The following is a 13518-nucleotide window of genomic DNA, read 5'->3' on the forward strand; positions in this document are numbered from 1 at the left end:
CGCACGATGACACACGAGTGGGAGCGCTTCCACGTTTGGGGGTGGGAGCGCTACCACGGCCACCGAAGTCCGCACAGACAAGGACGTCATCATGACCACTCGCACGAGAATCTTCTGGGCTACGACCAGCATCGCGGCGATGACCGCGCTTGCCGCCTGCGGAGGAGGTGACAGCGGGAGCGATTCCGAGGACACCGGCACCACCGGCTCCGGGGACGGCGGGGAGGAGATCACTCTGACCGTCGCCACCTTCAACCAGTTCGGCTACACCGACGAGATGCTCGACCGCTACGAGGAGGAGCACCCCGGGATCACGGTGGAGTTGACCACGGCCGACTCCTCCGAGGACGCCCGCACCAACCTCACCACCAAGATCGCCGCTGGCGGGGAAGGCCTGGCCGACATCGAGGGCATCGAGGTCGACTGGTTGCCCGAGCTGATGCAGTACCCGGACCTGTTCACCGATCTCTCCGACCCCGAGCTCGAGGGCCGGTGGGTCGACTGGAAGGTCGCCCAGGCCACCACCCCGGACGGCCGCTTGCTCGGTTATGGCACCGACATCGGCCCGGAGGGCATCTGCTATCGGCAGGATCTCTTCGAAGCCGCGGGTCTGCCCACCGACCCGGCCGAGGTGGCCGAGCTGCTCGGTGGCGACGACGCGACCTGGGAGGACTACTTCGCAGCCGGGCGCGACTTCGTCGCCAACTCCGACGCGGCCTGGTACGACGGCGCCCAGGCCACCTACCAGGGCATGGTCAACCAGCTCGAATCCGCCTATGAGGACGCCGGTACCGGTGACGCTCTCGACCTGTCCACCAACACCGCCGTCCGCGACCTCTACGACCAGGTCCTCTCCGCATCCGTCGACGACGGTCTCTCGGCCGGCCTGGAGCAGTGGAGCGCCGACTGGGACGCCGCGTTCCAGAACGACGGTTTCGCCACCATGCTCTGCCCGGCGTGGATGACCGGTCCGGTCGAGGAGCGCGCCGGCGGCGTGGACGGATGGAACCTCGCCGACGTCTTCCCCGGTGGAGGCGGGAACTGGGGCGGATCGTTCCTGACCGTGCCCGCCTCGGGTGCGAACACCGAGGCCGCGACCGAGCTCGCCGCCTGGCTCACTCACCCGGAGCAGCAGACCGAGGCGTTCGGCAACGCCGGAACCTTCCCCTCCCAGATCGAGGCCCAGGCCTCCGATGAGGTCCAGTCCGCAACGAACGAGTTCTTCAACGACGCCCCGATCGGGGAGATCTTCACCTCCCGCGCCGAGGCAATCGATGTGGTGCCGTTCAAGGGAGCGAACTACTTCTCCATCCACCAGGCCGTGCAGAACGCGGTGCTGCGAGTGGACGTGACCGGTGAACAGGACGCCGATTCCAGCTGGGAGAGCGCAGTCGAGGAGTTCAACGGCCTCGGCCTGATGTGACACGCACGGGCCGTGCCGATCGGGGATATCTCCGATCGGCACGGCCCGCCGGTGCCTCACCGCACCGCACGCTCGCACCCACGCCGCCGCACTCCGCAGCCCTGGAGCCACCGATGACTGCCCTGCACACGCCCACCCCCGCGCCTGCGCGCGGCAACCCTGATCCGGCACCCCGCCGAGTCGGCTTCACCCAACGGCTCAGCCGCTGGGACGTCAAGCTCGCCCCCTATCTGTACATCTCACCGTTCTTCATCCTGTTCGCCCTCGTCGGCGCCTTCCCGCTCGTCTACACCGCCTACGTCTCGGTGCACGAGTGGAACCTGCTCGGCGGCCAGGGGGAGTTCGTGGGCCTGCAGAACTTCACCGACGTGCTCGGGCAGGCGATCTTCTGGAAGTCCGTGGGGAACACGTTCTCGATCTTCGTGCTCTCCGCCGCCCCGCAGCTGGCACTGGCCATCACGATCGCGGCTGTGTTGGACCAGAACCTGCGCGCGGCCACGTTCTGGCGGATGGGCGTGCTCGTGCCCTACGTCGTGGCCCCGGTGGCGGTCTCGCTGATCTTCGGGCGGATGTTCGCCGACCAGTACGGCCTCATCAACGCCATCCTCGGCGGGATCGGCCTGGACCCGGTCGGCTGGCACAGCGACCGGTTCGCCAGCCACGTAGCGATCGCGACCATCGTGAACTTCCGCTGGACCGGGTACAACGCCCTCATCCTGCTCGCGGCGATGCAGGCGGTCCCACGCGAACTGTACGAGGCGGCTGTGATCGACGGAGCCGGCCGGTTGCGCCAGTTCTTCTCCGTCACCGTCCCGCAGATCCGCGCCACCATGGTGTTCGTGGTCATCACCGCCACCATCGGCGGGATGCAGATCTTCGACGAGGTCCGCATGTACGACCCGATCGGCCTGGGCGGGCCGAGCCGCAACTGGATGACCACCGTGCTCTATCTGTACGACGTGGCCTGGGGGAACCAGAAGAACTTCGGGCGGGCTGCGGCCGTCGCCTGGCTCCTGTTCCTACTGATCGTGTGCATCGGTCTGATCAACTTCTACCTCACCTCCCGGATCTCAGCCGCTGACGGCGACCGGTCGGCCGTGAGCCGGCGCCGCACTCAGGCGCTCATCGCCCAGGCGCAGGCCAAGGCACGCGCAGGATCGCAAGCCGAGGCGCCCACGGCACCCCTGCCCACTCACCCCGCGACGCCACCGGACGAGGGCCCGCCAGACCAGGCTCCGCCGTCGCCGGGGCGGACCACCAGATCGACGACGGATTCTGAGGACGGAGGACGAGGATGAGCTCGGTACCTGTCACCGCACAGACCGCCGGCAAGGCGGCCGCCCGGGCCGCCACACGCCGGCGCAACCGGGGATCACGCGCCACTCGTGCGGCCCAGCGCCGCCCCGGCTGGGTCACCTACGCCCTGCTCGGGATCGCCCTGCTGATCTCGATCTTCCCGCTGTACTACACGCTGCTGCTGGGCTCGTCCACGCAGCAGGAGGTCTCCCAGAACGCGGTGCCGCAGTGGCTGCCGGACCTGAGCCTGTTCGACCGGTTCGCCACGGTGATCAACGCCAGCCAGATCAATTTCTGGAAGGCGCTGATGAACTCGGTGATCATCTCGGTCACCGCCTCGCTCGCGGTCGTGCTGTTCTCCACGCTCGCCGGATTCGCGTTCGCGAAGCTGCGGTTCGCGTGGCGGCGGGGCCTGCTGGTGTTTGTGATCGCCACGATGGCGGTGCCCACCCAGCTCGGCGTCATCCCGCTCTACATCCTGATGACCGATCTGGACTGGGTGGGCAAGCTGCAAGCCGTGATCGTGCCGGCGATGCTGTGCCCGTTCGGGGTGTTCTGGATGACCCAGTACCTCTCCTCGGCACTGCCGTTCGAGCTGATCGAGGCCGCCCGTGTGGACGGGGCGTCGATGCTGCGCACGTTCCGTTCGGTGGCGCTGCCCGCGGCGGCCCCGGCAGCGGCCATGCTGTTCCTGTTCTGGTTCGTGATGCAGTGGACGATGTTCTTCTGGCCCTCGATCGTGCTCAACTCGCAGAACCCGACGCTGCCGCTGGTGGTGCAGTCACTCCAGGGCCAGTACTTCACCGACTACTCGCTCGTGATGGCCGGGATCTTCCTCGTCACGTTCCCGCTGCTGGTGATCTTCGCGATCGTCGGTAAGCAGCTCGTGGCCGGGATCATGACCGGCGCGGTCAAGGGCTGAGGGAGGATCCATGACCACACAGCCGACGACCCGCGCCCTGAGCCCGCAGGTTCCGTTCACGCCCACCACTCCCCTGCCCAACCGCGGACCGGCCGCAGCCCGGTTCCCGGAGGGCTTCACGTGGGGTGCGGCCACCGCCGCCTACCAGGTGGAGGGCGCGGCTGCGATCGGCGGCCGTGGGCCCTCGATCTGGGACACCTTCTGCCGGGTCCCAGGAGCCGTGCATGGCGGCCACGACGGCGCGGTGGCGTGCGACCAGTACCACCGCTACCGCGAGGATGTGGCGCTGCTCCGTGATCTGGGTGTGGAGTCCTACCGGTTCTCCACCTCCTGGGCGCGGGTCATGCCGGACGGGCGCACCGTGAACCGGGCCGGTCTGGACTACTACTCCCGGCTCGTGGACGAACTGCTGGAATCCGGTATCGCGCCGTGGCTGACCCTCTACCACTGGGACCTGCCACAGGCCCTGGAGGATTCCGGCGGCTGGCCGATGCGCGAGACCGCCTACCGGTTCGCCGAGTACGCCGCGGTGATGCACGATGCCCTCGGGGACCGGGTGCGCACCTGGACCACGCTCAACGAACCATGGTGCTCGGCGTTCCTGGGGTATACGGCGGGGGTGCACGCCCCCGGCCGTCAGTCCCCGGCGGACGGGGTGGCGGCAGTCCACCACCTGCTGCTGGGGCACGGTCTCGCCCTGGGTGAGCTGCGCCGTCGGGACGCTGAGGCGAGCCTGGGGATCACGCTGAACTTCACCGTGGCCGACCCCTTCGATCTCTCCGATCCGGCGGACGTGAACGCAGCCCGGCTCGAGGACGGGTTCTTCAACCGGATGTTCCTGGACCCGATCTTCTGCGGCGCCTACCCGGCGGACATCGTCGACGACGTGGCCCACCTGGGGCTGGCCGGTCACGTGCAGGAGGGGGACCTGGACCTCATCTCGGCACCGATCGACGTGCTCGGCGTGAACTACTACAACGGCGCGGCCGTCTCCGCCCGCCCCGACCCACACGTTCAGTTGGGGGGTCCCGACGGCGTCCGTTCCGCGAGCGAGGGACCTCACCGTGAGGTGTCCCCGCCACAGCCGGTGGGGCCGGTGCACCCGCGCAGCCGCGGCCTGCCCACGACCGATATGGGCTGGGAGGTGCAGCCGGAGGGTCTGACGCGGCTGCTGCAGCGACTTCAGGCCGACTACGCCGGGCCCCGTGGGGTAGCCATGTACGTCACCGAGAACGGGGCGGCCTATCCCGATGTGGTGGAGCCGGACGGCTCGGTGGACGACGCCGACCGGATCGCCTATCTGGATGCGCACCTGCGGGCGGTGCACGCGGCCATCGAGGCTGGTGCGGACGTGCGGGGATACTTCGTGTGGTCGCTGCTGGACAACTTCGAGTGGGCGCTGGGGTACTCGAAGCGGTTCGGGATCGTGCGGGTGGACTACGAAACGCAGCGGCGCACCGTGAAGACGTCTGGACGCTGGTATGCGCAGGTGGCCGCCGCGAACGCAGTGGATGATGGGTCGACCAAGACACCTGCCGGGCCGAGCGAATCCCCGGACGGTCAGCCACGATGACGCTGACACGACTAGGCTCCGGGTCCATGCCCACCGTCACGCTGGACGACGTCGCCCAAGCTGCGGGCGTGTCCCGCTCGACCGCCTCGCGGGCGATCAACGGCGGCCGGAAGGTCTCCCCGGAGGCGCAGCGGGCGGTCGACGACGCGGTGGCGATGCTGGGCTATTCACCCAACCCGGCGGCTCGCACGCTGGTAACGCGGCGGACCGGCTCGATCGCGCTGGTCGTACCCGAGCCGGACGCCCGGATCCTCTCGGACCCATTCCTGGCGGGGCTGCTACGCGGAGTCAGTGACGGGCTGAGCGGCACCGATCTGCAGCTGGTGCTGCTGATCTCGCGGCAGGGCGAGCGCCCCGGCCGCACCGCCCGGTACTTGCGCGGCGGGCATGTCGATGGTGCGATCGTGGCCTCCCACCACGAGCAGGACCACCTCGATGACCAACTCGCCGATGCTGCGCTCCCGGTGGTGTTCGTGGGGCGACCGCTCTCGGATTCAGGGCTGCACTACGTCGACGCTGACAACATCGCCGGTGGGGCGATCGCGGCTCGGCGGCTGCTGGAACGGGGCTGTCGCCGGATCGGCACCGTGACCGGCCCGATGACGATGCCCGGCGGCCTGGACCGGCTGGCGGGCTGGGGGCAGGAGATGACCGGCGCGGGACGGGCCACCGATGCGGTCACACATGGCGACTTCACGGTGGAGAGTGGAGCCCGAGCCACTGCCGAGTTGCTGGAGGCACACCCCGATCTGGACGGGATCTTCGTGGCCTCGGACCTGATGGCCCTGGGAGCGATGCAGGTGCTGACCGAACGTGGAGTGCGGGTACCGGCGGACATCGCCGTCATGGGGTACGACAACCTCGGGGTCGCCGAGCGCACCACCCCGCGCCTGACGACCGTCTACAACCCGCTGGTGGAGATGGTGGCAGCCGCGACCGCCACCCTGCTGGACATGGTGGACGGTGCCCCCGCGCCCGCCGGGCCGCAGGTGCTCAGCCCATACCTGGTCGAGGGCGGGACCGCGTAGCCCCCGTTGGCCCAGCTCGGCCGATAGCCCTGACCGCATCGACACGCCCGCGTCGGGCTGCGCACCATGCCGCGCGGCCCGACGCATCTGTGTCAGTTGCGCCAGCCGGGCGCCGGGAGTCAGGGCACTGGAGGACGGGCTCAGCTCCCACCACCGAGCGCCGCACTGATCTCCCCGATGGCGGCAGAGGTCTCCACCTCGGTCCCATGCTCGGCGGCTCCGGCCACCACCACCCCGGCTACCCCGGAGACCGCCAGCAGTTCCTCCCCATACCGGAGGGCGGCTTCCACGCCGGCGCGGAACGGATCGGACGCCGTCAGCACGCTCTCGACGTACCCCGCGGGCAGCACCGCGGCCGCGAACGAGGCCAGCAGCTCGGCACTGGGCACGTCCAGCACCACCGGCACCCCGGGCAACAGCGGCACGTCAGCCCCGGCCTGCCGCATCGCTGCCACGAAGGCCCCCACCTCTCCGGCTTCCCCGCAGTACTGGGTGAAGCACAGCTGCGCCCCGGCCCGCACCTTCTCGGCCAGCCGCTCGGCCCGGCGGTGCACCGGGGGCGACGCCGGGGACTCGGCCACGGAGACGAGCAATCCCTGCTCGCGTGCCAGCCCCACCAGTTCGGTCGATTCCAGGTCGAAGACCGGCTGTGCGTCCGGCCGGTGTCCGCCCGCCGGGTGGTCGCCGGTGACGCAGTGCACTCCCGCCGCACCCACAGCAGCCAGCCCGGCCAGTTCTCCCTCCAGTGCCACCCGGTTGCGGTCCCGGCAGTTCAGTCCCGGCCACGCCCGCAATCCGGCCCGCCGGATCAGCTCGGCCCGGTAGGTGGGCGGGAACTGCACCCGCGCCCGCCCGGAGTCACCAGCAAGCACGGCGTCGACCCGCCCTGCCAGCTGCCGCCCGCACGCCTCGACCGAGGCGACGTCCAGCGCCCGGGCGGGCATCCCCGCCACGACGATGCCGCGACGCTCCAGCAGGTCCAGGATCTGGAGACCCTCCGCCGTCGGGGAGGTGCTCGCCGGGCCCGGCCCTGGCCAGGGCACGGTCGCTCCAGCCACGAACGGGCAAGGCTCGGGCGTCACCTCACAGGTGCCGTCCGCGGCCACTCCCCCGCACGGTCCGTAGGTCATGTGCTTGGGGCAGCCCCCGACGGCGGAGAGAGTCAGGGACGTCGTCATGGCGTGGGCTCGTCCAGGGCAAGCCGCTTCCCGGCGCGGTGCGCCGCGGCGGTGATTCGCTCGGCCAGTTCAGCAGGGGCGTCGGCAGCGCCGGGTGCGGTGGCCACACCGCCCTCGCTGGCGAGCCGCCCGCCAACGTACACCTGGGCCAGGTTCCGCAGTCCGCACGCGAGCACATAGGTGGCGTACACATCCCAGATGGGTCCGGTGTCCGGGCGGCGGGGATCGACCACCACGAAGTCGGCGTACTTGCCCACCTCTAGACTTCCCACCCGGTCGGCGACCCCGAGCACCTCCGCCGATCCCAGCGTGTGCAGGCGCAGCACCTCCCGCGGCATCATCACCGCCGCCTCGTGGTGCAGGGCGCGCTGGGAGTACATCCCGAGGCGCATATTCGCGAACGGGTCGGAGATGTCGGTGCAGGACTGATCATCCAGCCCCATCCCGACCTCGATCCCCTCGCGCTGGTAGCGGACCACATCGGCCACCCCAGAACCGAGGCGGCCGTTCGAGGTCGGCTGCCACACCATTCGCGCGCCCGCGCGGGCAGCCTCGGCGACCATCTCGTCCGTCGGGTGGATGAAGTGACCGAACAGGAACTCCGGCCCGAGTGCTCCCGCCTGCACGTACCAGTCGAACTTCGAGCGCTGCACGTCGATCCCCTCCGCGGTCTCGACGAAGTGGGCCTGATTGGTGATGCCATGCTCGGCCATCATCTCGGCCTCGAGCTCCGCCGTGCGCGGCCCTGCAGCCCACTGGACGGCGCCCATCACCGAGGAGCCGAGGTACAGCTCGAGCCCCGTGTGCTCCGCCGCGGCGCCGACCATGTCCGCGAATGTCGCCCGGACCTGCGGCTCGGGGGCCGCTTCGTCGTCGAGCCGGATGGCGTGGACGGTGCGCAGGCCGGCGTCACGGGCACCATCGAATTGCCGGGTGAGGTACTCGGGCGGGTGGATCCCGACGAGCTCGTTCCGGGCTGCGGCCGCGTCGTAGCGCCAGGTCACCCGCGACTGGGTGAAGTTGTAGGCGCTGGTGATGCCGTTGGCAAGGAAGTCGAGGCTGCCGTGGAAGGTGGACCAGTACATGTCCTCCGCGCCGGTCTGCGCGAAGACCTCCATCATGGCCCCCACCCAGGGGTAGAGGGTTGATCCGGAGGCGATCCCGCGCAACCCGGAGGTGAACAGGTGCGAGTGGGCGGAGACGAAACCCGGCGCGACGATGGCACCGGCGGCGTCGAGGATCTCCACCGGACCACCGTCATCGGCCGTGAGCGCCTCGGCCGGTGGGTCTCCCTCGCCGAGAGACTCGATACGGCCGCCGGCGCCGACGCGCATCCAGCCGTGGAACCAGTCGGGCAGGCCGTCCGGATCGTCGGCCATCGGGAGCAGCAGCGCATGGGTGAGCAGGCGCGGGCGGGAGGAGGTCATGAGCGTCATCGTCCGCCGCGCGTGTCACCGGAAGATTGCGCTGCCGTCACGCGGGCGAAACATCCGGTCCCTAGTCTCAATGTTGATCACATCAACATTCGCGACCATCGCCTCGGCGATGAGATCAGTGACAGAGAGGACGGGACATGACCGTGACAGCCCGGCCGGCGCACCATGTAGACAGCGACGAGGCTCAGGAGCGGAGCGCCCAGTTCCGCCGTGCGATGTCCACCCTCCCGGCCGGAGTCTGCGTGATCACCACCGCTGACTCCGATGGCACCCCCAGCGGACTGACGGTCAGCACCGGCTTCTCGATCTCGGTGACCCCTCCGATGTTCGGGCTCTGCGTCGATCTGCGCGCCCGAACGCTGCCGGTGCTACTGCAACGCGGCGCGTTCGTGGCGAACATCCTGCACGGCGACGCCGAGGAGGCCGCCACCATCTTCGCCTCCCGCGCCACCGACAAGTTCGGCCGCACCGGCTACACCCGCACCGACACCGGCCTGCCGTGGCTGGACCGGCACGCCGCGCACGCGGTGGAATGCAGCATCCTGTCCACCACCGAGGCGGGCGACCACCTGCTGATCGTGGGCGCCGTCGGGGCCGTGCACGCCAGCCCGGGCAGCGCGGGTACTCCCGGGGCCGTGCAGTCCATGCTTGCCTATGGCGACCGGGCGTTCCACCGCCTGCCCCGCCTGCCCTGACCCACTGTGACGGAGAGAACGCGGATGCCCGCCTCCCCACCCGCCATCGCCGCCCCGTCCGCCCGGATTCCCGACGGCGGCCCTCCCGTCCTGCAACCGGGCCCACCACGCCCGGGCTACCTGCCGGCAACCCCGGCGACCGTCCTGTGGGGCGAGCTTCCGTGCGGGACTGACAGGGCCGTCGTCGAGGTCGACCCGGGCGAGGAGCTCGTGATCGACACGGTCTCGCACGAGGGAATCCTGGAGGATCAGGGGCGCGACCCGCTCGCCTACTTCGCAGGCCTGGGCGTGCCGTCGGAGCGGGTGCTGACCGATGCGGTCGAGATCGCGGCGACGGTCCCGCACGACCCTGCGACCCAGGGTCCGCACGTGGTGACCGGGCCGGTACACGTGCGGGGAGCCCGGCCCGGGGACGTGCTGGCGATCACGGTGCTGGATCTGGCGCTGCGCTGCGGCTACGGGCTGGTCTCCAACCGGCACGGGCGCGGTGCACTGCCGGAGGAGCTCCCGGCCGGGGGCAAGGACGTCGTCTCGGTGCCGTGCTGGACGGGCCCCGGAAGCTCAGGTGCGACGACGTACGGCTATATGGCGGCGAGCGCCGGGAGCGAGGCCACGGTGCACTTCCCGCTGCGACCGTTCCTCGGCACGATGGGGGTGGCGACGGCCGGGTCGGAGCGCGCGCATTCAGTGCCGCCTGGACTGCACGGCGGCAACCTGGACATCTCCCTGCTCACGGCCGGGTCGACGCTGTACCTGCCGGTGCAGGCGCCCGGTGCGCTGGCCTACGTGGGCGATCCGCACTTCGCGCAGGGCGACGGCGAGGTGGCACTGACGGCGTTCGAGGCGCCGTTGCGCGCGCGGCTGCGCTTCGAGGTGATCCCGGCCGAGTCCTTGCCGCACCCGCCGATGATCTGGGCTGAGACGCCCGACCTGCTGGTTCCCGTGGGGCTGGATACCGATCTGGACGAGGCGATGCGGGCGTGCGTGCGCTCGGCACTGACATTGTTGACTGCCCGCGGGATGGATACCGCGCACGCCTACGCCTACCTCTCAGCGGCCGGGGACTTCGCAGTCTCGCAGGTGGTGGACCGGGTGTGCGGAGTGCACGGAAAGATCCGGAAGGCCGATTTGGCCGAGCTCTGAGGCCCTGGACCACTCGGGATCGCACACCCACGAGGGTTGACCACACCAGCACGCGCCGAACGCGAAGGCACATCTCGCTCTGAGGTGATCCGAGAGGCCTTGGCCTCCACGTGAGAGTCCACCCGTCTGCTCGCAAGCACGGTATCGATCCCGAGGACGCGATCCAGGCTGCGACGTGGGCGACCTGGATCGAAGATCTCGACGACGACAGTCCCGCAAGGCAGTTGCGTCTCGGGTTCGATACTCGTGGCCGTGCCCGATGGCTTCGACATCTTCGACAAGGTGCTCCTGGTCGAAGAGCTCGAGAGCACGCTGGGCGTACGCGTGGACATCGTCTCCGACTGTGCCCGGAGCCCTGTCGGCGAGCGAGCACGGAGCGAGGCAGTGCCGCTGTGAACGACGACAAGACCGCTCGATACCTCGCCGACCTGGCCAGGTTCGGGGCTCAGGCCGAGCATCTCGTTTCCTTGGGCTACGACGCCTACATGGCCGACGACTTCGACGGCGAACGCATCGTGCTCACCGAGGACTGACTACCGACCACAACTTCACCCCCGGGTGAACCTGCCGTCGATGATCGGCCCCACACCGACCACAACCTCACCCGGGGCGAGGTTCTGGTCGGTGTTCGGTTCTGGGGCAAGGCTCTCGCAGGTGCTCGCGTTCTCGCCCAAGGTGCAGTTCGGCCCGCCCCTCAACGGACCCGGAAGGTACTCGCCTCCACGATCGCGGCAGCCAATCGCTGCACCCCGGCCTCGAACAGCACCTTGCCGGCGTCGGCAGTGGCGGTGGTCGGATCGCCGATGTGACCGTCGGGCCCGAAATCGTCCGAGAGCCACCCGAAGCTGACAGGCTTGCCGAACCCGATCTGCTCATAGGCGGTCAACTGTTCGGGCACCCGCCGCACGGCGCGGTCCATCTTCACCAACTCGGGGCGCAGGTGCAGCATCAGGGACGTCTCGCTGTGCCCGCCATGGATGCCCAGGCCCAGTTCGTGCGGGTTGGAGACGTCCCGCACCTGATCCCCCGGCACCGACAGGTGCGCGAAGAACGTCGCCAGCCCGAACTGGCGCCGCAGCTCCCGGCACGCCACCTGCCCGAGCGCCGAGTTCCCACCGTGCCCGTTGACGAACACCAACCGGGTGATCCCGGAGGTCTGCAGCGAGCGCCCGATGTCCACCAGGGTTCGCATGAGCGTGTCCCAGGAGAGCCAGATCGTGCCGGGCGCCCAGTGGTGCTCATCGGACTTGGTGTAGGCCAGCCCCTCCAGCAGGACCACCGGCGCCGTACCGGCCTCGGCCACCTCCGCCACCGCTGCTTCGGCGGCCGAGGTGGCGGTCACGTAGTCGGTCGAGACCGGCAGGTGCGGGCCATGCTGCTCGATCGCCCCGAGCGGGAGCACCGCCACGGTGTCCTCCGGCAGGTGCGCAACCTCCGGGAACGTCAGGTCGATGAAGCGGGGTGCGGGCATCAGCGGGCTCCGATCGTGGTGCGGGTATCGGGCCGGGCGAGCGAGGTGTCGAGCTTGCCGGGATTGAGCAGGCCGCGCGGATCGGTGCGCTTCACGGTCTCGAGCACCAAGTCCACGTTGCGGTCGACGTACCACTGGTGCGGGGAGTGCACCCCGAGCCCGGTCGCCTCCAGCCGCGGGATACCCGCGAGCACCTGCTCCTCGCTCTCGTAGTCGGCCACCACCATCGCCAGTGGCTGGCTGCCCATCAGCTCCAGGTGCAGCCGGGTGCTCGGCCCGTAGACCGCCCGGACGGCGTCCGGGTCGTCCCACAGGACCGTCCCGCCGGTCTCCAGGTGGAAGCAGGTGGGCTCGCCGACCTCCTTCTGCCAGTAGTAGATCGGGTGGTTGTAGGACTGGGAGGAGAGCTTGTCGGTGGCGGCATAGTCCTCCAGCACACCGACCACCTCACCGCCGGCGGCCCGCACACGGCGGCCGATCTCACCGGCCGTGGAGACCTCGGCGATCACCCGCAGACTGTAGGAGGCCGGGTCCAGTTCCACGTCCGCGGGCAGCGTGGCCACCAACGCCGGTTCATCTCCGGAGGCCAGTCGCGGCAGGACCGGCAGGTCGAGGAGCGATCGGTGCACCGAGACCAGCGCCTCGTAGGCGGGCAGCGCGGCGTAGATCGCCACCCACTCCTGCGCGGGGTCGGTGCGCACGACCGCCTCGGTGATCACGCCGGTCACGCCGTAGGCGTGAATGTAGGCCTGGGTTTCTTCGCCCGTCACGACGACGGAGCGTCCGCTGCCGTCCATCGGCGCCACGGTCAGGGCTTCCACCCAGCCATCGCCGGTGGTCCCCCGGGCGATGGTGCCGGTGCCGGCGCTGCCGCCACCGAGGAAGCCGCCGATGGTGGAGCCCTTGGTGGAGGGGAACATCCAGATGTCACGCCCGGCGGCCCGGCCCGCGGCATCGATGGCGGTGAGCTTGGCACCCGCACCGGCCCGGACCAGATCGCCCTCCACGGCGATGTGGTCCAGCCCTCGCAGGTCGAGGGTGATCCCGCCGTCGAAGGGGGTCAGCTGCCCGTAGTTCCCGGTCCCGGCACCCCGGGGGGTGACCGGGACGCGGGCGTCGTAGGCGAGCGCCAGGATGACCGGCACCTCCTCCGGTGTGCTGGGCCGCACCACCAGATCAGCCAGATAGCGCCCGGCGGGCACCTTCTCGGCCAGGATCGGCGACATCTTCGACCAGTCCGAGGAGACCTTCCGGACCAGTTCGGGATCGGTGGAGACGGCGTCCGGTCCCAGCTCGAGGGCGAGGAGGTCGGCCAGTCGGGCGGTGCGCTCGGCGATGGTGCGCTCTGTCATG

The 13518-nt window shown here is 70.0% G+C and carries 13 protein-coding genes; 9 read left to right on the top strand and 4 right to left on the bottom strand.

The window, feature by feature from the left end; translation table 11 throughout:
* Positions 1-91: 91 nt before the first annotated feature.
* From FV560_RS07880 to FV560_RS07900, 5 genes are all read left to right on the top strand, one after another.
* Positions 92-1423 (top strand): ABC transporter substrate-binding protein, encoded by a 1332-nt coding sequence (locus FV560_RS07880; RefSeq protein WP_159620979.1) that lies wholly within the window; start codon positions 92-94, stop codon positions 1421-1423.
* Between the two features lie 113 nt (positions 1424-1536).
* Positions 1537-2721 carry a carbohydrate ABC transporter permease gene (locus tag FV560_RS07885; protein WP_159620980.1) on the top strand — a complete coding sequence of 395 codons (1185 nt, stop codon included), beginning with the start codon at positions 1537-1539 and terminating at the stop codon, positions 2719-2721.
* Positions 2718-3641 (top strand): carbohydrate ABC transporter permease, encoded by a 924-nt coding sequence (locus FV560_RS07890; RefSeq protein ID WP_159620981.1) that lies wholly within the window; start codon positions 2718-2720, stop codon positions 3639-3641. The genes FV560_RS07885 and FV560_RS07890 overlap by 4 nt, the downstream gene beginning before the upstream one ends.
* 10 nt (positions 3642-3651) lie before the next feature.
* The gene (locus FV560_RS07895) at positions 3652-5214 is read left to right on the top strand and encodes a glycoside hydrolase family 1 protein (RefSeq protein WP_159620982.1); all 1563 of its coding nucleotides are present in this window, start codon (positions 3652-3654) and stop codon (positions 5212-5214) included.
* A gap of 26 nt (positions 5215-5240) precedes the next feature.
* A complete protein-coding gene (locus FV560_RS07900) occupies positions 5241-6242 on the top strand; it encodes a LacI family DNA-binding transcriptional regulator (protein WP_235019998.1) in 1002 nt (333 codons plus the stop codon).
* 140 nt (positions 6243-6382) lie between these two features.
* Here the strand turns inward: FV560_RS07900 and FV560_RS07905 are convergent, their stop codons facing one another.
* Together FV560_RS07905 and FV560_RS07910 are read right to left on the bottom strand one after the other, a co-directional pair.
* The gene (locus FV560_RS07905) at positions 6383-7420 is read right to left on the bottom strand and encodes a methylenetetrahydrofolate reductase C-terminal domain-containing protein (RefSeq protein ID WP_159620984.1); all 1038 of its coding nucleotides are present in this window, start codon (positions 7418-7420) and stop codon (positions 6383-6385) included.
* Positions 7417-8847: an amidohydrolase family protein gene (locus tag FV560_RS07910; RefSeq protein WP_200837573.1), complete on the bottom strand. Its 1431-nt coding sequence runs from the start codon at positions 8845-8847 to the stop codon at positions 7417-7419. Before FV560_RS07910 ends, FV560_RS07905 begins: the two co-directional genes overlap by 4 nt.
* Before the next feature lie 146 nt (positions 8848-8993).
* On the opposite strand from FV560_RS07910, the gene FV560_RS07915 reads away from it, so the two are divergent.
* The 4 genes from FV560_RS07915 (at position 8994) to FV560_RS20090 (ending at position 11227) form a co-directional block, all read left to right on the top strand.
* Positions 8994-9551, top strand: coding sequence for a flavin reductase family protein (locus tag FV560_RS07915; protein WP_159620986.1), 558 nt, complete (start codon positions 8994-8996; stop codon positions 9549-9551).
* Positions 9552-9575: 24 nt separating this feature from the next.
* The gene (locus tag FV560_RS07920; protein WP_159620987.1) at positions 9576-10694 is read left to right on the top strand and encodes an acetamidase/formamidase family protein; all 1119 of its coding nucleotides are present in this window, start codon (positions 9576-9578) and stop codon (positions 10692-10694) included.
* Positions 10695-10946: 252 nt separating this feature from the next.
* A complete protein-coding gene (locus FV560_RS20085; RefSeq protein WP_200837574.1) occupies positions 10947-11090 on the top strand; it encodes a hypothetical protein in 144 nt (47 codons plus the stop codon).
* The gene (locus FV560_RS20090; protein ID WP_200837575.1) at positions 11087-11227 is read left to right on the top strand and encodes a hypothetical protein; all 141 of its coding nucleotides are present in this window, start codon (positions 11087-11089) and stop codon (positions 11225-11227) included. The genes FV560_RS20085 and FV560_RS20090 overlap by 4 nt, the downstream gene beginning before the upstream one ends.
* A 161-nt stretch (positions 11228-11388) precedes the next feature.
* Here FV560_RS20090 and FV560_RS07935 read toward each other — a convergent pair whose 3' ends face one another.
* Positions 11389-12165, bottom strand: a complete 777-nt coding sequence (locus FV560_RS07935; RefSeq protein WP_159620988.1) for a creatininase family protein — start codon at positions 12163-12165, stop codon at positions 11389-11391.
* Positions 12165-13517 (bottom strand): FAD-binding oxidoreductase, encoded by a 1353-nt coding sequence (locus FV560_RS07940; RefSeq protein WP_159620989.1) that lies wholly within the window; start codon positions 13515-13517, stop codon positions 12165-12167. Before FV560_RS07940 ends, FV560_RS07935 begins: the two co-directional genes overlap by 1 nt.
* Between the last annotated feature and the right edge of the window lies 1 nt (position 13518).

The sequence above is a fragment of the Ruania rhizosphaerae genome, assembly GCF_009805705.1.
Lineage (GTDB): Bacteria > Actinomycetota > Actinomycetes > Actinomycetales > Beutenbergiaceae > Ruania > Ruania rhizosphaerae.